11 protein-coding genes are annotated in these 21847 nt (G+C 60.6%); 4 read left to right on the top strand and 7 right to left on the bottom strand.

What is annotated here, in order from left to right:
• Positions 1-103: 103 nt before the first annotated feature.
• The 5 genes from V4529_14325 to sprA all read right to left on the bottom strand — a co-directional run bounded on the left by V4529_14325 (position 104) and on the right by sprA (position 12498).
• Positions 104-1300 (bottom strand): type II secretion system F family protein, encoded by a 1197-nt coding sequence (locus V4529_14325; protein MES2359506.1) that lies wholly within the window; start codon positions 1298-1300, stop codon positions 104-106.
• Between the two features lie 3 nt (positions 1301-1303).
• Positions 1304-2575 (bottom strand): type IV pilus twitching motility protein PilT, encoded by a 1272-nt coding sequence (locus V4529_14330; GenBank protein ID MES2359507.1) that lies wholly within the window; start codon positions 2573-2575, stop codon positions 1304-1306.
• A gap of 79 nt (positions 2576-2654) precedes the next feature.
• Entirely contained in the window at positions 2655-4499 is a 1845-nt protein-coding gene (locus V4529_14335; protein ID MES2359508.1) for an ATPase, T2SS/T4P/T4SS family, read from the bottom strand.
• Positions 4500-5279: 780 nt separating this feature from the next.
• The gene (locus V4529_14340; GenBank protein MES2359509.1) at positions 5280-6197 is read right to left on the bottom strand and encodes a M28 family peptidase; all 918 of its coding nucleotides are present in this window, start codon (positions 6195-6197) and stop codon (positions 5280-5282) included.
• A gap of 70 nt (positions 6198-6267) precedes the next feature.
• Entirely contained in the window at positions 6268-12498 is a 6231-nt protein-coding gene (gene sprA, locus V4529_14345) for a cell surface protein SprA (protein ID MES2359510.1), read from the bottom strand.
• A gap of 102 nt (positions 12499-12600) precedes the next feature.
• Between sprA and V4529_14350 the strand changes: the two genes are divergently transcribed.
• The 4 genes from V4529_14350 to V4529_14365 are packed head-to-tail and all read left to right on the top strand — an operon-like array spanning position 12601 to position 16998.
• The gene (locus V4529_14350; GenBank protein MES2359511.1) at positions 12601-14247 is read left to right on the top strand and encodes an LptF/LptG family permease; all 1647 of its coding nucleotides are present in this window, start codon (positions 12601-12603) and stop codon (positions 14245-14247) included.
• Positions 14244-15332, top strand: coding sequence for an LptF/LptG family permease (locus V4529_14355; GenBank protein ID MES2359512.1), 1089 nt, complete (start codon positions 14244-14246; stop codon positions 15330-15332). Before V4529_14350 ends, V4529_14355 begins: the two co-directional genes overlap by 4 nt.
• Positions 15333-16103 carry an ABC transporter permease gene (locus V4529_14360; GenBank protein MES2359513.1) on the top strand — a complete coding sequence of 257 codons (771 nt, stop codon included), beginning with the start codon at positions 15333-15335 and terminating at the stop codon, positions 16101-16103.
• 13 nt (positions 16104-16116) lie between these two features.
• On the top strand, positions 16117-16998 hold the full coding sequence (locus tag V4529_14365; protein MES2359514.1) for an MlaD family protein: 882 nt from the start codon (positions 16117-16119) through the stop codon (positions 16996-16998).
• A gap of 124 nt (positions 16999-17122) precedes the next feature.
• Here V4529_14365 and V4529_14370 read toward each other — a convergent pair whose 3' ends face one another.
• Positions 17123-20398 carry a carboxypeptidase regulatory-like domain-containing protein gene (locus tag V4529_14370; GenBank protein ID MES2359515.1) on the bottom strand — a complete coding sequence of 1092 codons (3276 nt, stop codon included), beginning with the start codon at positions 20396-20398 and terminating at the stop codon, positions 17123-17125.
• An 86-nt stretch (positions 20399-20484) separates the two neighbouring features.
• Positions 20485-21819 (bottom strand): amino acid permease, encoded by a 1335-nt coding sequence (locus tag V4529_14375; GenBank protein ID MES2359516.1) that lies wholly within the window; start codon positions 21817-21819, stop codon positions 20485-20487.
• Positions 21820-21847 lie beyond the last annotated feature (28 nt).

The raw sequence follows: 21847 nt of genomic DNA on the forward strand, positions 1-21847 counted from the left end.
CAATCGCCACTGTCGCCATCACTGGCGCGAAACGGCAAGTGAGTTTTCCGGCAAATCAGTAAATCGGTTTTCAGGTGCAACAAAACCTCCGCATGTACAATCCCTACTGCACAGCGTTGATCATGTCGAAGATCGGCAAGTACATGGCGACGACCATGCCACCAACCACCACGCCGAGAAACACTATCATCAACGGCTCCAACGCCGCCAGCAATCCCGTCACCGCCGCATCCACTTCTTCATCATAGAAGTCGGCGATCTTGGACAGCATCTCGTCCAACCCGCCTGTCTGCTCACCGACCGAGATCATCGAGATGACCATCGGTGGGAATACCTTGCTCTTGGCGAGTGGCTGCGCGATCGTGTCACCGCCGGCGATGCTTGCGCGACTGGCCATGATGGCATCCTGAATCACGCGGTTGCCGGCGGTCTTCGCCGTTATCTCGAGGCCGTCGAGAATACTCACGCCTGAGCTGATCAGCGTACCGAGCGTGCGGGTGAAGCGAGAGACCGCGCTCTTTCGGAGCACGTCGCCCAGGATCGGAACTCTCAGCAGCATGCGATCGATCCGCAGCTTGCCGTCAGGCGTGCGGTAGTATCTGGCGAGAAACATCACGACGCCTGCGCCCACTCCGCCCATCAGCCACCAGTAGCTCTTGAGCAGGTTCGATGCCCCGATCACTATGCGCGTCGGCATCGGCAGTGCGAGACCCACAGATCCGAACATCTTCTGGAAGACAGGAATGACAAAGAGCAACAGCGTCGTCACCGCGATGAACGCGACGGACATAATGACGCCTGGATAGATCATCGCGCCCTTCACCTTGCGAATGAGGGCGTCGTTCTTCTCCATGAACGTCGCGAGACGCATGAGGATCGTATCGAGAATACCGCCGGCCTCACCCGCGGCGACCATGTTGACGTACAGCTCGGTGAACGCCTTGGGATGCTTGCGCAATGCGTCGGCAAGTGTGTGACCGCTCTCCACGTCGAACACCACCTCACGTGTCACCGAGGCCAGCGCCTTGTTGTCGGTCTGCTTGGACAGAATGTCGAGCGCCTGCACCAGCGGGAGGCCGGAGTTGATCATCGTCGAGAACTGGCGCGTGAATATGACGATATCACGCGTTTTTACTCGTCCGAGACGCTTGGACTTCTTCTTTGATTCATCCTCGATCTTGACGAGTGTCAAACGCTGACGCCGTAACTGAGCTATGACGTCATCCTTGGACGCTGCGTCGATGGTCGCTGACTTGAGCTCGCCGGCTGCTGAACGGGCGGTGTATGCGAAACTTGGCATCTGTTACCTCCTGCCTCCACTTGTGGAATACGGCGTCTGTGCCGTGCCCCTTACCGGTCCATCCTTGCTCGGCTCACCGTCGGCGTTCACACCGGTCATGCGCATGAATTCCGCAGGGTCACCACTGACGCGAAGACACTCCTCGGCGGATACTTCACGCGCCATGTAGAGTGCGTACAGCGAATCGTTGAGTGTCTGCATTCCGTACTTCTTTCCCGACTGCATGGTCGAGTATATCTGGTGGATCTTGTCGTCGCGGATGAGCGCACGGACGGCCTGGTTCATCACCAGAACCTCGGCGGCCATCGCGCGAGCCTTGCCACCTACTGTCTGCACAAGGGTCTGGCTGACGATTCCCTCGAGCACGAATGCGAGCTGCGCGCGCACCTGCGGCTGCTGGTGGCTCGGGAAGACGTCGATGATGCGGTTGATCGCTTCCGCGGCTGAATTCGTGTGCAGCGTTGCGAAGGCGAGGTGGCCCGTCTCGGCGATCGTGAGTGCGGCCTGAATCGTCTCCAGATCGCGCATCTCGCCGATGAGGATCACGTCGGGATCTTCGCGCAAGGCATACTTGAGAGCGGTGGCGAATGACTTCGTGTCGGTACCAACCTCACGCTGGTTGACGATGCAACCCTGGTGACGGTGGATGAACTCGATCGGATCTTCGACTGTTATGATGTGCCCGCGCCGCTCGCGATTGATCCGGTCGATCATGGCGGCGAGCGTCGTCGATTTTCCGGAGCCGGTGGGACCCGTGACGAGCACAAGGCCGCGCGGACGCTCGGCCATCTTGGATACCGCTGCGGGAAGCTTCAGCTCTTCGAACGTACGGACAGTGAACGGAATCTGCCGGAAGACAATTGATACCGAGCCGCGCTGCTTGAATACGTTCCCGCGGAATCGAGCCAGGTTCGCAAGACCGAACGAGAAGTCGAGCTCGTCCTCGACCTCGAAACGCTTCTTCTGTTGATCGGTAAGAACGGAGTACGCGAGCTGAAGCGTCTCCTTCGGCGTGAGAGCCAATGGAAAGCGCGAATCCGTGATGTCACCGTTGATGCGCAACTTGGGACGGGTGTTGCATACGACGTGCAGATCCGACGCGCCTCGCTCGATCATCTCCTCGAGCAGGCCGCGGAGGCTGAGCTCCGGCGCGCGCGGCGAATTGGGCTGCGGCGTACCCGGGCCTGCCAGAGGCTGCTCCATCGACCGCGCGGCGTGTGGACCGCCGGGCGGTTCGGAAGGTTGTGGTCTGAATGACGAGGCTGGTGCAGTCATGTGCTCTTGCGTTTGAGTGCGCGACCCCTGACGGAGCCGAAAATGTGCTTCGTAAACGACTGCAAAGACCGATGCGGGGTCACGCAGCGGTCTCGCGTATTACCTGATCAAGTGTCGTGATTCCCTTCAGGACCTTGAGCCATCCGTCCATTCTCAGGGTCAACATTCCCTGGCCGATAGCTGCGTCCTTGATGTCGTCGGCGTCGCCATTCTTCATGATGATCTTGCGCAGCTCCGAGGTCACAAACATGACTTCGTAGAGACCCTGCCGGCCTTTGAGTCCGGTGCCTCCGCACGCATCGCAGCCCTTACCCTTGAAGAAGGGCAGCTCGCCAATGGTGGTCGAGAGCGATAGACCGTTCAGGTGCGGCGCCGCTTCAGGCGTCGCGCGCGAGCGAGCATCGTTGAGCGACATCTCGGTGAATCGCAGCTCGCGAAGCGTGGTCGATGCCTTGACCTTGGCTCCGGTCAACTCGATGTCGTCGGGTACGTAGCGGGTCTTGCAGTTAGGACAGATGCGGCGCACGAGCCGCTGCGCAAGAATGAGATTGAGCGCACTCGCGACGTTGAACGGCTCCAGTCCCATATCCAGCAAACGCGTAACGGTTTCAGGCGCCGAGTTGGTGTGCAGGGTGCTCATGACGAGGTGACCCGTGAGAGCTGCCTTGATCGCGATGCCGCCCGTTTCGAGATCTCGAACCTCACCGACCATGATGATGTTCGGATCCTGGCGCAGGAAGGCTTTCAGCGCCGCGGCGAAGCTCATGCCGATCTCGGTGCGTACCTGGACCTGATTGATGCCGTAAAGGTTGTACTCGACGGGGTCCTCGGCGGTCATGATGTTGACATCGACCGTGTTCACCTTGGACAGCGCGGAATACAGTGTAGTCGTCTTACCGGAACCGGTTGGTCCCGTGACCAGCACCATGCCGTACGGATTCTGGACTGCTTCCATCAGCTCGCGCTCTGCACGCGGCTCGATGCCGAACGTCTCCAGGTCGAGGGTGAGATTTCCCTTGTCGAGAATACGCAGTACGACCTTCTCACCGAACAGAGTGGGAAGCGTGGAGACGCGGAAGTCGATGACCTTGCGGCCGATTTTGAGCTTGATACGTCCGTCCTGCGGCACGCGTCGCTCTGCGATGTTCAGGCCGGCCATGATCTTGAAGCGCGAAATGAGAGCCGCGCGCATCTTGAACGGCGGTTTCATTACTTCGCGAAGCACGCCGTCGACGCGATAGCGAACGCGCAGCTCCTTCTCGAAACACTCGAAGTGGACGTCCGACGCGCCCTTGTGCAGCGCGTCGGTGAGAATCGCATTGATGAGCTTGACGACTGGCGCTTCGTTGACTGCGACTGTCAACGCTGCGGCAGTCATCTCCTCCTGCTCTTCCTCGACCATCTCGACGTCTTCGTCACCGAGGTCGATGTCGTCGAGAAGGCGCTCCATTCCGACGTCAGTCATCGATTCTTCGGGATACACTCGCTCGATCATCGTGCGCAGAGTGTACTCGCCAGCGATCACGGGATATATGTCCGAGCGCGTGCGGAACTTCAGATCGTCGATGACGCGAATGTTCGTCGGGTCCGCCATCGCCACGTACAGCACACGACCTTCGCGCTTGAGCGGAAGCACGAGATGCTGAATCGCGATCTCGGCGGGAACGAGCCGAACCAGCGCGGGATCGATGTCCGACTTTGTAAGATCGACGGCGGGGATCTTGTACTGGCGCGCGAGCAGACGGGTGAGCGTCAGCTCCTCGACCATTCCCAGCTTGACGAGCGTGTAGCCTAGTCGCCCGCCGTTGCTGCGCTGCTCCTGCAATGCCTGCGCGAGCTGTTCACGGGAGATGAGGCCTTCGGAAACGAGGAGGGCGCCGATGCGCTCCGCGCTCTGCGCGACTGGCGCAACAGTGGCCGTCATGGGTTGGCCGCCGCTTTCCGCCGTCCGGATGTGCTCACCGGAAGTGGGCGGGGACGAATGACTGTATTCCGGGGTCGTGGAATGCGAGAGAATGTCACTCTGGGTGCCAGTTTTCTTAAGGTACTTGCTGAAAGGAACGGAACACGTTGCAACTCCCCTAACGAGCCAAACGGTCCGAACGAATCCCGGTCCGCTACAATAAGACGAGCCATACCCTTAGGGAGTACACCAATTGCATCGATCTCGGACATCGTGGCCCGATCAAGGTCGATTATTGAATTTGAGTCTCGGATGATCTGACTCGTTCTTGACCCGCCGGCTCCGGTTCGAGCGGTTTTACGCCTTGAACTGGACGACTTGCCCGGGCCGCCCGGTGCCGAACCAGTCGGTTCGGACACAAATGTGTCTGTGGAAGGGCGTGGCCCGGCCGGACTTCGTGCGCGCCAGACGCGGACGCCAGCGCCGAGGATCGCGACGATTCCGAAGAAGAGGAGTGCCTTTCGTTCAGCTGGGGTTGCCATGGAGGCAACATCGGAGCAAACGGCGCGGCGGGGGTGATCGAGGAGCGGCGGGTTGGATCGTTTCGGTGCGAGGGGGTGGCGGGGGTGGGGGCCTGCGTCAGAGCGGTGGGACAGTACCGTGCCACTCCGTAGCGGGAGCGGGAGCGCGAGGCGTCGTCAGCGGGGGGGCCGCAGTGGTGCTGCTGCAGCGGGTGCTGGGGCACTGGGCCTCGTCGGGGCAGGCACGGGGGCCTGCCCTTACTGGTACGCGGGGGTGGCGCTAGCGCGTGGTCACGAGGGCGGCGGCGACGTCACCTACGATGCCGAGAGATTTGGCGGAGATCTTGTCCATCGTGTCGGCGAGGGTGTGGTGATAGTTGTTGGTGGGGGATTCGTAGTCGATGTCGATGACGTCGATCACACGAAGGCCGGCCTGAAGCAGCGGGATGTGATCGTCGGTTACGGCGAGTCCCATCTGCGGCAGGAAGTACTGGGAGTAGCCGAGATCATCAGCGGTCTTCCACACACGTGACACAACCTCGGGTGCGCGTGCGACGGAGTTCTGCTCCTCGTAGATATTGAGCTCCTTGTCGCCGATCATGTCGAAGAGAACGCCGAAGATGGGCTGGTAGCCGGCAGACGGTAGATGCGACGCGAAGTACGTCGATCCTATCAGCACGTCGACGTCCTTGGGCGGACCGAAGCTGCCATAATCCTCGCCGTCGACGAAGAGCAGATCCACACCGACGTTCGGTGGTGTCTTCTTGAGGAGGTCGCCGAGTGCTACGAAGAGACCGACACCGGAGGCTCCGTCGTTGGCGCCGAGGATGGGCTTGGTCCGATTGGCCGGGTTGGGGTCGCTATCGGCGATTGGCCTGGTATCCCAGTGCGTGACGTAGAGCACTCGATCGGTCGCCTGCGGACGGAATCGCGCGAGGATATTACGCATGGGGATGCTGTCGCCGTTTGCGAGCGTGTGCATCCAGCGCTGCTCGATGACCGTGTCGGCGCGGGTGCGCATCTGGGCGACTATCCAGTCACCGGCCTTCTGCCAGCCTGGCGAGCCTGGAATACGTGGTCCGAATGACACCTGCGTGCCGGCGTAGCGGTACGCCGCTTCGCCATCGAATCCCGTTTTGGACTTCTGACAACCGGCGACAAGGGGGAGAATGGCAAGATAGAGGAGCAATCGATTCATACGTAGCGTGTAGGTGGACGGAGAAAAGATACTCCGCGCATCGGTCGTTGGCTGTCTGCGGCCGACGGGGTCAGTGCATCTCGCCCGAGTAGAACTGCAGATGGAGAATCGCGCTCAGGACGGTTTGCGTGAACGTTCTACTGAGGTTGGCGTCGAAGCTATTGACGCGGGAGATTACGAAGGTGGACGTCATCGTATCCGATACGTCGGTATCAGCGGAGAAGCTGGCCGAGCGACGACCGTTGTCGGTGAGGCGGCTGCGACCCACGATGTCGAGCGGATTGAGCACGTAGCTCTTGCCGTGACTGTTCTGGAACGAGAGCCGCGTACGCAGGTCGCCGTGCGGATGCCATTGCGCGGGAAGCGCGAACGCCCGGGCCACATCGGCATTTATGTCCATCGAAGTCCCGCGCCCACTGAGGCCCGGCTCGTTGTCCAGACGCTGAACGAGATTGACCCCGAGCGAAGTCGTGAGCGGACGCGATCCCGCCCATATGGCGCTCAGTGAAACGGGGTAGCTGCGAATGCGCGTTTCGCCGTTCTCGCCATCCGGCAGCGAGAACTCACCCGGGCTGGCGAGTCGCTGAGTCGTGCCGGCAACCCGCGCACTCGCGCTGAAGTTCCGGATCAACGCTGTGGAGTCGGCGACGCGCTTGGTCCAGCGCAACGCAACATCGGGAAAGACGAGTTGCGTCGCATCTCCCACATCCTGGCCGTTGTCCGATCGCAACGTCCAGCTTCGTTGCGTGAGTCTCTGCAGGTGGTTGGTGAGCGTGGCGCCGAACGGCAGGTTGATCGTCTGCGACAGGGTGAGCTGATCGTTTACACCCGCACTGGTCGCCGACTCCGATCCGATGTGTCTGAACTGGCTTACACTACCGAACCCAAGTTGAAACATGAGTGGCGCCGACGCCGCGGCGCCGTCGTACGCCGTAAGCACGTTTCGGTCCAGCGATACGTCCAGCGGTTGAAATGCACTGATCATCGCCTTCACACCCGGAATGAACGACGTAGCACCTGCGAGCGCGCGAAAGTCGATCGTGAAACCGATATTGGCGTTCTGGGTGTTGCCGATATTGCGCGGAATGCGGAACTCACCGAGGGAATCGGCTGCACGTATGAAGTCGAGTGTGTTGGGGTCGCGCAGCATGTTGTAGTTCGAGCTGCTGTTGAAGCGGGCACGCAGCCACGGCAGAGGCGTAACACTGTAGCTCAGCTGCGTCCCCACGGTACGCTGGCGCTCGAGGCCGGTGTCGAATCCAGCAAAACGATTGCGCTCCTGCGCATCGACCACCCCGAGGTTCGGGATTTCCGCGTAAGACCTCATGTCGCGCAGCGAGGACATGTTGAATCGAATGGTACTATTGCGGAGCGGATGAAACGCGATCGCGCCCCCATTGCTGATGGTATTCGTGAGGCCGTTGACGACCTGCGCTGTATCATCCAACGCCCCGGCGGGCTTGAGATAGGTCAATCGCCGGTCATTGCCGTTCTCGTACGTCGAGGTGAGATAAACCTCGGTCGGCAGCACGGTTGCGAGCGAGGGCGCGAGGGCACGAATGAGATTGTACTCCAGGCCGACACGGAGGTCATGGGCGTGACCGTCCTCATACTCGCTCTGAGCGTCGGCCGATGTGTACGTTCCCTGCATGCTCAGATTGTTCAACACGGGCGCAAGCGTTCCACCCGTGACCGGAGTCGCGCGCTTGACGCCGAATGTTACGGACGTAGCTCCGTTGTGGGGCGATCTGAGCCCGGGCACCGCGCTCGCGTCGATGTCTGATTGCGTCAGATAAGTTGGGACGCTGGACGCGCCACTGTAGTTGAATGTGACTGGAATTGCGTAACCCAGCGAGCGCGGCAGCAGCTTCTCCAAACGGAACGCCGCACTCACATCCACCGTATTGTCCGTGAGATACGTCGGTTGGTCCCCGAGCTGGCGGAAGTTGGGATCGCGGCGCGTCAGGTTGACGCGAACATCTGCGAAATCGCTCGCCGTGACGCCAAGTGCAACCTGACCGGCGAAACCTGTTGCGTCGACGACTCCGCCGAGCCGCAGGTCGTCGACCCACAACTCCAGGGTGTCGCTCGGCGATATCGGACGTGCGGCCGACGTGCCGGGCACGCGGATCATTCCAACCGAGAGCTCCTGGATCGCCGCCAGGTTGGGCGGGTTCACGCCCGGGTCGGTGGTGTACACCATGTAACCATCGGAGCAGGCTGCGTACACGGCACTTGTCGCTGTGGTTGGTTGAAACGGAGTATTCGCGATGAGAACCGAATCGGCACCGGTACACGTGTTGCGCCGCGAACCCCGGAGATACGCATTCTGAATTTGCGCACGGAGCGCGATGAGCTTGGAGAACTGGACGCGGACTTCAGGGAGCCATGCTGATGGGCCCGCGCCAGTACCCGGCAACGGCGTGTGATACATGTAGAAGTTGGAGGCATCGTGACCGAGCTTCACATAGAATTGAAGCTCGCCGTCAGCGCCCCATCCGTTACTTACGCCGCGCGCCCATACCCGCAGTTCCTTGTAGCTCATGAAGTTCTTCTGGCCTTCGGGGAACCGATAATACGCTTCAGCGCGATCGAACGTATTCAGGCCGCCGGCGATGACGCGGAGCGAATGCTCATTGATGGGAACGCGCGACGAGGTAACCGGAGTTGCCTTGAGATCGGGCAGATTGGTGACACCCGGTGGAGAATCGTAATTCACGCCTCCCGATACGCCGCGATCCTGCGTCCCGACGGTGCCGACAGTGACGAAACCGAGATCGGGCTGCTCGCCTGCCAGACCGCGAATCGCCGCCTCGCTCCGCTTGAGCCATGGTGCGCCCGTGAGACGAAGTTGATCCAGCGCCACCTGACTGAACGCCGTGTCCGCGACACCCGCGCCCGAGATCATTGTAATACGCAAGGCGCGCGCGCGACTCAGCAACGGTGAGTTCAGTGTATCGTCGGGTGCGCGGAAGGGCACGCGCACGAAGACCCAGCACACTGGTGTGCGCGGTACAGTCTCACCACGCGCAACCGGGCGCTCGATGCACTTTCCGACGCGATTGAACCTCCGTTCGTCGGAAAGATCCACCACGAATCGTCTTATCTGCTCCTGCTCGCGCTGGGTGCTGCTGAGATTGAGCACGTTGTCGCCGTCGAGATCTTCCTCGTCCAGGCGGCCGTTGCCAACGGTGCAATTCGTGCGCGTGTCGCCGACCTGATAGAGCGCGCCATACCGGTTTCTGCAGATCGGGAATTTCGGAACGATTCGCGGCGTGGGAAGCTGGCCTGGTATCGTGTCAGCGATGACGACCGCGCTATCCGCGACATCTCCGGGCAATCCCGTGTCGTTCGCGTTTGCGTTGAACGCACGCGAAAATGGATCGCGTTCGCTATTGAGCCTGTCGAATCCAGAAAGACGGCGCCCTGACATCACGGTATCGCGCAGCACGGCGTTCACGGCCTGGATGCGGATCGTATCGGGTTGAAATACCACCGAGTTTTCAGAGATCTCTCCCACGTCGAACACGAGAGTCGGGTTGCGCGACCGGCCGACCGCGGATGTATCCACGAGCGCCCAGAATTCGACGTTTTCAGTGCGCGACACGTCGGCACCGGATGGACTGAGCGATGTCCGGATGGAGCGCCATCGGCGACCCGTCTGCGTCACCCCGGTGCTCCAGTGCGCATTGCTGTTCTGGTCATCGCGCAACCCGCGTGACAGCGGATAAAGCGTGAGCCAGAGTATCTGCTCCGGCGCAGCGACGCCGACGCCGGAGAACGCAACCTCCGGATCGATCTTGTCGATCGTGAATTGAATCTGCTTGCCCAGTGAATCGCGTATGTTGGTCTGAAATGCCAGCTGAGTCGCGTGACTGATGTCGAGCAGATTGGGTCCGTACTTCGCGAGCACGTTGTGCGCGACGGCAGGCTGACTGCTGTAATACCAGTACTGGTCTCCCAGCAGAACATCGAGACCGCCGGCTTCCTCGAACGATTCGAGGTACGCCTGCTGGCCGGCGCTCGGCTGCGGCTTGCTTGCGGCAAATTCGCCGGCGAGCGAAACATGGGATGGCACGTCGGTGTGACCGTACGGAAGCTTGGACACCAGTCTGGTTAGCGGGTCGGCATCGAAGTTCATCGTAGCATTGATGCCACCGATGAGCATCGATTGCGGCTCCAAGCCGAGCGTGGGGCGCGTATAGGTACTCTTCTGCGATTGTGACAGCGCCAGGAGACTGATCTGCCCGTTTGACAGCGGTATCTCGAGCGACGATCCGAATATCGAAGTCGGAGTTTCCACGAACAGCGGATTCTCCTCGAACTGCACAGTCACCTGCCGCGGGCGCGGGAACAACGTATCCGGCCGCGCAAAGTTCACGCGGCCAAGATCGTAATCGACGGAATAATCGCTGCCGCGCGCGAGCAGGACGTTGTCAACGAGAATGCGCTCGGAATTCGGCCGTACCTGCACCGCGCCGAGTGATAGAGTTCCGTTGTTACCGTTACCCTGCGCCTGGTAGCGCAGCCGTATGTGGTAGACGGCGCCGGGGCGTTGCGACGATATGAGATAATCGGCGGGGGTCGTGTAGACTGTATCGTTGTGCGGATTCCCTACGCCGGCCATGCCGTTGCTTGCGAATGGACGCACCGACGGAAAGACCAGGAACTGATCGCGGATCGTGGGCGTGCCGAATGCACCGACACCGAGGGCAAAGTTGGGATCGGTCGGACGTGGCCAGAGACGATTCTCGACGTCGAAGGTCGAGCTGTTGGTCGGCTGTGCGAGTCCGAACAGTTGCAGATAGGTAGCTGCCTTCCCTGTCACTGGCTTTTCCTGATCGGTCGCATTTCCCGTAACGACCTTCACGCTCACGCTCTGACGCACGACGTCGCTGCCACCGAGTCGATACACCGAACGAATCTCATGCCGGAAGGCAGCGTCCGTCGGCTGAACGTTCGGATCCCACAGGAGATTCGCGAACTGGTCGTGTGCCGTGGAATATTCGAGGTCGGGAGTTCCGCCAGTGGTGACATGAGTGGTCAGGACGCCACCGACACGGACGCGATATGCAACGACGAGCCGCTCATTGTTGAGTGACAGTGGACGCACGAGCGCGATCCAGAGGCGGGACGGATCGGCGTAATAGTCCACTCCCTCGCGCAGCAGCTCGTACACCTGCCCTTTCTGCGAGCGAGGATCACCGATAATGCGGAACTGCGGACCATTCGGATTGGGCGGCTGACCGCCAATCAGAAGGCGGTATACGTATATCGCGGCAGGACGCAGCGTATCGGGAAGTGCGGCAGCCAGCTGCGTCATCTGCTGCCGGTTGAGGATGTCGATGTTGGGATATCCTGCGAACAACTTGGGATCGACAGTGAAGAAGAAGCGGCGTGGCTCGAACTGGTAGTCTTCGACCGTGCGATCGACCGCTTGCAGAACGTGATCACCGACTGTGAAGACGCGATCGCGAACCACGTTTCCCTTCTGCTGCGCGACGATGCTGCGGAGCTTGATTCCCTCACCGAGGTTGGCGACGGCCTGCACGCCATAATTGCCACTTGGGATCGCCGCCGTGATGAAGCGTGACGGCGGCGGCTGGAACGTGACGTTGCCGACCTCGAGTTTCTGGATGAACTCGTCGGGCTTGCCCTCGAATGCAATCGAAATGGTGTTGGACGCGTCGAACTCGCGCTGCGAGTCGTAGTCCACGTTCACGTGCACTCGCTCGGCGACTACACCGGCAGATCGGAGCGCATACTGGAAATCGAGAGTAGGCTCGAAGGCGGAGCGACAGGTGTTGGCCGCCAGGAAGTAGCTGACTCCCTGGCAGCGGTTGGTTTCATCCTTCTCGTTTCGGAACTCCAGTCTGGAGTCGACCTGAATGCCGAGATCGGCGTAGTCGCCAAACAGTTGTTCATTCTTGACCGGCTCGCGGGCCTTACGCTGCTGGGCGTCTTCGGCGGAAAGCGGCTGAGGCCGGCCTGTGGCAAAATTCTGGACGGCGACCTGCCCCCAGACCGATTCCAGTATCGAACGACTGTTCAACTGGAAGGCTGTGGCGCGGGCCGCCTGGATCTGGGCTTCGGCTTCGCGGTACAGTGCGGCGTCGGTGCGAGTCTGGACCGTGGGCAGCTGAAGGGGGAGAGTATCCTTCCCGATGCGTACGCGAAGCCGTGACGGCGCGTGCACAGTTGTGTCCTTTACTTGCGCGCTGAGCGGTGACGCCAGCGCGCTGGAGAGCACAATCGCAAGCACGATCGCGAACGCGATTGGGCCGGCGAAGGACGAGGCCAATGCGCGGGCCCGGCGCAGTCCCCGTGAGCCAGGGGACGCGTGCTCTCTCCGGCGCGCTCGCAAAGGGCGCCCGGGGGAGACCCACCCTGTAAATTTCACCCCGTGAAGATACTCTCCAGATACGTTCTCAAGGAGCACCTGGGACCCCTCACATTCGCACTTACCGCCCTCACGTCGCTCCTGCTGCTCAACTACATCGCCAAGCAGTTCGGGAACCTGGTCGGAAAGGGGATCCCCTGGTCGGCGGTCGCGGAGTTCTTTCTTCTCTCCATTCCATTCACGGTCGCGCTCACACTGCCCATGGCGGTGCTCGTGGCGACCCTGCACGCATTCAGTCGCCTTGCCGCGGAGAACGAGATAACCGCACTCAAGGCGAGCGGGGTGAGTCTCAAGAGCCTCATGACACCGGTGCTGATAGCCGCGGCCGGCGTCACGCTGTTCATGATCGTCTTCAACGATCAGATTCTGCCGAGGACCAATCATCAGCTGGCAGTGTTGCAGTCGGACATCGCGCAGAAGAAGCCGACGTTCGCGCTGCGCGAGCAGGTAATCAACGAGGTGAGTCCGGGGAAGCTGTTTCTGCGCGCGAACCATCTGGACGAAGCGTCGAATCTCATGCGGGACGTGACCATCTACGATCTGAGCGACGCGACGCGCCGCAGAACGATCTACGCCGACAGCGGCAACATGGCACTCGCGAAGAACCAGAGCGATCTGCTCCTGACGCTGTACCACGGCTCGATGCAGGACGTGCCGGTGTTGAATCCATCGCAGCTGCAACGGCTCTTCTTCAACGTGGACCTCGTGACCGTGAAGGGAGTCGCGAACCAGTTCCAGAAGTCCACCGACGCGCAGAACAAGGGCAATCGCGAGATGTCCGTGTGCGAGATGCAGCGAGAGGTGCGCCGTGGGCGCGCCGATTACATGGAAGCGCGCAAGGATTTTCTGAAAGGGATGAAGCAGGCGCGAGACAACCATGTCAAGCTCGGCGCCGACATGTACGCGACGGATACACACGTGCCGTCGAACATATCGCTGGGCGCGACGTATTGCTGGCTGCTGAAAGAACTGCGTATTCCGACGCTCTCAGCGCAAGGTGCACCGCCCGTGCCGATGGTGCCTCAGGCGGGCGGTGGGCCACAGGTGAGACCAGGAGCGCAGAAAGCTGGTCCGGTGCCAGTACCTCCGCCGAGTCAGTCCGGCTCCAAAGCACTCCCACAGAAGGCGCCCGCACCGACCGCTGCACCGATACCCGCGCGCATCTACACCACGCCGCCGCCGAGTGCGGGGCTCGAGGTGACGCCGAGTACGATCATGGTGGCGAAGGTACGACTTTCGGATGCCAAGACGTTGATTGACGGGTACGAGATCGAGATCCACAAGAAATTCGCGCTCGCCGTTGCCTGCTTCGTGTTCGTGATGCTGGGCGCACCCATCGCGCTGCGTTTTCCTCGCGGCGGAGTCGGACTCACGCTCGGCGTGAGCCTGTTCGTGTTCGCGCTGTATTACATAGGACTCACCGCCGGTGCCGCGGCGGCGTCGCAGGGGCTGTTACCGCCGGTGATCGCGATGTGGGCGGCCAACGTGATATTCGCCGCCGTTGCGGTCGCGCTGCTCTGGCGCATGGGCAAGGAAGGAGCCACTACGCGCGGAGGCGACATGCGGGAGATGCTCGGCAACGCGCGCGGATGGATGAAGCAACGGATGCGCGTGGTGCATCTGATCCGCGAGCGACGGACTGAGCCATGAAGCTGAGCCACATGATCAAGCCGCTGGACAGATACGTGTTCAGCGAATTCTGGCGTATTTTCGTCACGACTGCGCTGGGCTTTCCGGTTCTGGTGATCATCATCGACATCACTGACAACCTCAACACGTATCTCCAGCGCAACCTACCGAAGTCGCAGATTGCGCTGAGCTATTTGTACTGGCTGCCGGATTCGATGTTCATGATTCTACCGGCAGCGGTATTATTCGCGACCGTGTTCTCGATCGGATCGCTCACGCGATACTCGGAGATCACGGCGGCCAAGGCTTCGGGCGTTTCTTTCTACAGATTCATCGCGCCGATCTTCGTGGGCGCACTGTTCGCGGTTGCGCTCGGGCTCGTGCTGGGCGAGGTCGCGCCGCACACGAACAAGCGGCGGCTGGAACTTCTGGAGACGCAGAGGTTCTCGGCCAGCACCGATCGATATAACTTCGCCTATGCATCGACTGCTGGACGTGTTTACAAGATCAGCGCGCTGCATCTGGCCACCAAGAAGGCGGACGGTGTCGAGATCGAGCGAAAGGGTAGTGGATCGGACTATCCGTCGTACATTGCGACATCGACGGGCGCTACCTACACGCCGCGGGGCTGGGTACTGGGCCGCGGGACGATGCACATCATCACGAGCAACAGCAGCAACATCACCTTTTCCTACGATTCCTTGTACGACAAGCAGTTTACCGAGAAGCCCGAAGAGCTGACCGCATCGCCCAAGGCGCCTGCTGAGATGGACTACGCCGAGCTGGGGCGATTCATTCATGCGATGGAGCGATCGGGCACGGACGTCAACGAGCTGCGTGTGGAGCGAATGCTCAAGATCGCGATCCCGGTCACGAGTCTCGTGATCCTTCTTTTCGGCGCACCACTTGCAACAAGCACGCAGCGAGGGGGTGCCGCCTACGGCGTGGGCGTGAGCCTCGCCACGACAATCATATTCCTGATGTTGATTCAGTTGACGAAAGCCGTTGGTGGAAAGGGGCTTCTTCCGCCAGAGCTTGCGGCGTGGCTGCCCAGTATCTTGTTCGGTGTGATCGGGCTCACGCTCTTCATGCGCGTGCGTACCTGAGTGCGGTTCCTCGACAGGGCCAGCCGGCCATTCTCCCGGATTGGCGAGCGCGGATACTTCGCGGCGGATATCGTGCGCGCGTTGCCGGACTGGCGCACGTACGGCGTCGAAACCATCCGACAGATGCGCAACATCGGCGTCGACTCGGTACCGCTCACGATCATCGTCGCAGCGTTCATCGGTGCCGTCACCGCATTTCAGACGCGTTATCAACTTTTCGGCGGCGTGCAGCTGTCGGTGGTGGGGCTGATATCGAGACAGTCGGTGATTCTCGAATTGGGACCGTTGCTCACGGCGCTGGTGCTGACAGGCAGGGTCGGCGCGCGGATCACGGCGGAGCTGGGAACGATGCGTGTGACGGAGCAGATCGATGCTCTGGAGACGCTGGCGTACGATCCGATCGCATATCTGGTGGTGCCACGGGTGATCGCGGCGATAATCATGCTGCCGATCCTCACAGTGTTCGCCGACTCTGTGGGCGTCGGGATGGCGTTTCTTACCTCGGTCGTTGCGACTGACATCCTTCCATCCGATTTCATGGCAGGCCTGCAGCTCGCGTTCGCACCTTTCCAGATTGTCTATTCCCTGATCAAGGCGACCGTATTCGGCGCCGCCATATCGTTTTTCTGCTCTTATGAAGGCTACAACGCAAACGCGGGCGCCGAGGGTGTTGGACGAAGCACCGCTGCTGCAGTTGTCATAACGTCGGTTGCGATACTCGTACTCGATGCCGTTACTGCGCTGCTCCTGGCGCCATACCTTCAGGCCTGACCCGGCTGACAATATGAAAAAGACTCGTGACGACATTCTGGTAGGCGTAGTGATAGTGGTGGGGCTCGTGATCGCGGTCATCGGATCACTGTGGCTTGCGCGCGGTGGCCTGTCCAAGGGCTACCCGCTGTACGCGAGGTTCGCGTGGGGCGCGGGACTCAAGACCGGTGCACCCGTGTGGGTGAGTGGCGCGGCGGTCGGTTACGTCTCGGATGTGCAGTTTCGTCCTGACGGCAGTCTCCTGACTCAGTTGCGAATAACGAGCGACCAACCGATCCCAAAGCCGAGTCCGGCGACGGTGGTTCCGAATGGAATCTTCGGAGACGTTGCCGTGAACTTCACGCCGCGACCGTCGGGTACACGGTATGTCGAGGGCGATACGGTTGTGAGCGGTCCCGCTACGGCGGGCATTGCGCAGCTGACCGCGAAGGCCGACTCTATCACGACGTCAGTCGCTGCGCTTACGAGTGCGATGAACAAGGAACTCGTGGCGGGAGGCGGGCTCGCGGATCTGCGTCAGACACTCGCCGGCACCAACAAGCTCATGTCGCAGCTGAGCGCCATCGCGACCGTGCAGTCGGCTCAGCTTACCGCTACCATGACGTCACTTCGGCGTGCGACTTCGGCGGTGGATTCGGCCAAGATAGATTCGACGCTCTCGAACCTTCGGACCGCGAGCGGTAACATGAATTCGTTGACCATGTCGCTGGATTCGACTGGACGCGCGCTGAATCGGATCGTGGCCAAGGTCGATAGCGGCAACGGATCGGCGGCAAAATTGGTCAACGATCCGGCGCTCTACAACGACGTCCACTCGCTGCTTGGACGGATGGACAGTCTGGTCGCTGACATCAAGAAGAATCCCAAACGGTACATAAATGTGAAGGTGTTCTAGCGCGTCGCCGCCGATTCTGTCGATATGGGGTCACGAGGCGCGGATGCATCCGCGCCTCGTCTTATAAAAAAGCGCCGGCACGGTTTCGACCGTGCCGGCGCTTTGCATTTGGAACCTCAGGAACTTAGAAGTTGTAGCGGAGCGACAGCTGCATACGGTAGTTCGATGACGCGTTCTGCGCACTGTACGGCCGCAGAGTCGAGTCGAACGTGTACACGCCCTGGGTCGGGTTGACCCCATTGACCGCCGTTCCGATCTTGTTGCCGGTCTGGGTAAGAAGGACCGTTGCGCTGCAGATGCTGCCGCAGGTTGCGCCCTGATCCGAGAAGAACTGACGTCCCCACTTCGAGTTGATCAGGTTTCCGAAGTTGAGTATGTCCAACCGGAGCTGAACGTTCTGGGTGTGGAACGCCTGGAGCGACTGCGTGATGCTGACGTCGAACTCATTGGACCATGGGTTGCGACAGAGATTGCGGGACAGCATCTTGCCGCGATTCTCACGAAGGCACGGGACGCTGTTGATGAACTTGTCCAGAGCGGCCTGCTGCGCCGCAACGGAACCAGCCTTTGTCGCGTCGTTGTACCCTGTGAAAAGGATCTCGTTGGGATCACGAACGTCCTTGGGAACGTAAACGAGGTCGTTCTGCGAGTTTCCGTCACCGTTGAGGTCGCCGGAACCGCTTCCGCCACCTGCACCGTACACATAGTCGTACGGCGCGCCCGAGTTACCCTGGTAAACCACGGTAATGTCGGTAAGCGTCTTGGCGTGATAGGTGCCGACGGCAGTGATACGGTGCGGCATGTCGTTCTTGCTGCGCGTGAGGCTGAAGTCGTTGAGATTGCCAGTCACATCGCGAGCGTAGCGGTAGTTGGAGCCCGCCGTGCTACTGGTGATCGATGCGACATCGCGCGCCTGGCTGTACGTGTATGAAAGTGATCCATCAAACACGGCGGAGAATGTCTTCTGGAGAGTACCAGTTATGCTGTAGGTGTAGTTGCCCGACGAGTTCCCAAGGTCGAGGACCTGAGTACGCCCACCGGATGTCACCGGGGTCCAGCCGGTCGCGGTCGGCGTTCCGTAGAGCACGCGTCCATGCGAGTCCGTACCCTGTGGCCCGACCAGTGCGAGATTCGTGTAGAAGGCGTCGTTGATCGACTTGGTGTACAGGCCTTCGATCGTGCTGATCATACCGTTCGCGAAACGGTGATCGTACGCCGCCGAAATCTTCTGGTATTGCGGGAACTTGAAGTTCGGATCGATCGTGTTGATGCTGGAGCCAAACGCGAGCGTTCCGCCAGGCTTGGTTCCCGAGGCGACACATGCCGTCGGCGGGCTTGCAATGTTGGCGCTGTTGAATGCAGGTGGAACGAACGACGTAGTGGCCGACGTCGTGCCGTTGCAGTTGAGCGCTGGATAACCACTGAGCCCGGAGTTGCCGAATGCGTTCGACAGATAGACGAACGGAGGCGGTCCGGTGAAGTATCCAATGCCGCCGCGCAACTGATTACGCTGGTCTCCCGTCATGTTCCAGTTGAACGCGAAACGCGGCGAGAACTGGCCCTTGGACGGCACGGTGCTGGTGTTACGTCCGTAGCTGGTGAGCACGCTCGGGTTTGACGGAGGCGTCTGGTCGAAGTGCGGCTGATCCCACCGCACGCCCATCGTGAGCGCGAGGTTGTCAGTCGTCTGCCAGACGTCCTGCAGATAGTAGGCGTACATGTTCGCCTCGAACGTCGCGATGCCGGCAGCAGGATCGGACGGCGACGGCGCGCTCACGGCGTAGGCCGAAGCTTTTCCATTCTGGAAATCGGTGAGGCTGTTGAACGTCCACGAGCCCCTCGAGTTCTGGCCGAACAAGTTGTAGGGCCGATAGAACTGATCCTTGGTTCCGATGGTGAAGCGATGTGCGCCCACAGGCACCGTGAAGTTTTCAGTCAGCTCGAACGTGCGCTGATTGAGGACGTTGCCCTGAGACGATGCCTCCGTCCCCGCCACGAGCGACACTGTGCCCGTGCCACCGTCGGTGCGAGGGACGTTCCTGACCGTCACCTGCGGGAAGAGCGCTGGAACGGTCCGGAAGTCAGCCGTCTTGGTGTAGTTCAGAAGCAGCTCGTTGAAGATGCCGTTCGAGAAGTTGCTTAGAAACTCAGCTACCGAGCTGTTTGTCTTGCTCGTGAACTGATATGCATTCGAGGTGAGGCCGAAATTAGGCGCCGTGGAAGTAGCGGCGCCACGGCCGAAACTCGTGTTGTTCGCAAACGAGTAGTTATGGCGCAGTACCAAGCGGGTTGCGAACGGGAGATAAATGTCGATGCGGCCAAATACGTTGGTCGCAGGATTCTGCTTGGTAACCTGGCCACCCGAGCCGCCATTGGCGAAGCCGTAGCCGGTGGACAGGAGGCTGTTGAAGTTATCGATCGTCGCCTGGTTGACCGGCGCATCCGGAGAGCCGATGTAGGGACCCGCTGCGGGCTGGCTTGTCTTGCGCCACTCGGAGTTGAAGTAAAAGAAGGCGTGATTTTTCACGATTGGACCGCCCACGGCGAATCCGTAGTTCTTCTCGCTGTAATCAGGCAAATAGAACTGCTGCCGCGTCATGTTCTGACTGCGGTTGTAACCGTAGACCGATCCGTGAAATTCGTTCGTGCCGCTCTTCGTGACTGCGTTGATGAGGACACCACCGAAATTTCCCTGACGGACGTCGTAGGGGGCGAGCAGAACCTGATATTCCTTCACAGCATCGAGCGGTATCGCCTTGGCATTGGCCTGGCTTCCGGGCTGTCCCGTAGCTCCGAGACCGAACAGATCGCCGGCCGCAGCTCCGTCGATCTGGATCGCATTCTGGCGAATGTTGACGCCGCCACCCGATGAGTAGCCGGTTGTGTTGGAGACCTGTGGCACAATCCCGACGAAGTCCGTGAAATTGTGCGACAGCGTGGGGAGACTGGAAAGCTGAGCACCAGAGATGATAGTGCCGGTTCCTGTCTTGGTCGGGGAGATGACAGTCCCCAATGACCCTTCGACCTTGACGGCCGTAAGCACCGCAGCCTGACTCGTCAGCTGAAAGTCAACACGGGTCGACTGGCTGAGCGAGACGATGACACCGGTCCGCGTGATCGGCGTAAAGCCGATACGCCGAACGGAGACAGTGTACGGGCCGCCTACTTCCAGTCCCTGGACGGAATACCGTCCGCCATCACGTGCAGTGGCGTTGATCGAAACGCCTGTTTGGGTATTTGTGACTGTAATCTGTGCAGACGGGATCGGTGCACCGGACTGATCGGTCACCGTACCGCTGATAGAACCTGATGTAACGTTCTGTGCATTGGCGCTTCGTGTGCTTGTCAGCAAGCACATCGTCGCCAGTCCCAGTGCCGTAATCAAACGACCCTTGAGCATGCAACCTCTCTGATTAAGGAAGCATACATTTTACGGTCCGCCGCCCATTTGGGGCAGGGGGAATTTGCAACAGCCTTGCAACTCTTTTACTGGACAGCTGTTCGGTTGATAAACGGGTAGAAGATCAGTCCAGAGAAGATTACCCCGAAAATCGCAAGGGTTGGTATTCTCGCTACCGGATCGGCGAGTGCGCTGCCCAGCAGGTAGAGGATCGCAAGGACGAACACGACGGGCGCTACGGGGAACCAGCGGGCGCGAACTGCGGGCTTGTAGCCGGCCTTCCTCTTCCGGAGTGGAAAGATCGCCGCAACTCCAAGTGCGTAGAACGGAATAATCGCGGTCACAAATGTGTCCGCCAATTGCTCGAACGTTCTCAGCATCACAAATATGATACCGAGTGCCGTGGCCAGCAGTATCGCCGCGCCAGGCGTCTGGAAGCGGGGCTGAACCCTGCCAAGACGACGGAATAGAAGACCGTCGGTGGCCATCGCGAAGAGGATGCGCGGCCCGGTGAGCATCGAGCTGGCTAGTGTGCCCAGCGCGGACAGCATTACGACGATGCCGACGGCGGCGACACCGGGCTCGCCCATCAGCCGCTGGGCGACGTCGGCCGCGACCAGCTTGGAGTGACGCATCTCGTCGATCGAGAGGACCGACAGGTACGCTATGTTGGCGAGCAGGTACAGGACGATGACGGCGAGCGTGCCGTAGATCAGAACCTTGGGAAGATTGCGTTCCGGGTCCTTGACCTCGCCGCCTACGAAGCTGACATCGGCCCATCCGTCGTACACCCAGAGCACCGACGTGAGAGCGAGCGCGAACGGCACGAAGCCGAAGCTCCCCGTTGGCGCGACGGGGGTGAAGTGGCCGCCCGTATGCGGCAATGCGGCAAGCGCGACTATCTCGATGCCCAGCAGACCGGCGCACTTGAGAATCGTGAGCGTGTTCTGGACGAGTGTGCCCCATTTCACGCCGACGTAGTTGAGAATGCCCATTACTCCGATCGATATCGCGGCGACGTAGTGCACCCACTGACTGTACGGCGCAGTGAGCGGATCGTGGCCGGTCGAGCGGAGCATGTATTCCGCGAATGTGGTCGAGATGGCGCCAAGGGCGGCGGCGCGGATGATCACGAGCTCGGCCCATCCAAAGAGGAATGCGGGGATGCGTCCCCACCCTTCCCTGATATAGACGTAGACGCCGCCGGTCTCCGGATAGGCGCTCGCGATCTCGGCCAGCGTGAGCGCGCCACACAGGGCAATGAGGCCGCCAAAGACCCAGAGCGACAGCATGGGGAGCGACCCGGGCAGCCGATCAGCGATGCCCGCGGGTGAGCGAAAAATTCCGGATCCGACGGTGGATCCGACGAGAACTGCGACGGCGCTCCAGAGGCCGATTCGGCGCGGCAGGGCGGAAGGCATCAACAACGCTACTGCAACGAACGTGGGA

It is taken from the genome of Gemmatimonadota bacterium (assembly GCA_040388625.1).
GTDB lineage: Bacteria > Gemmatimonadota > Gemmatimonadetes > Gemmatimonadales > Gemmatimonadaceae > Fen-1247.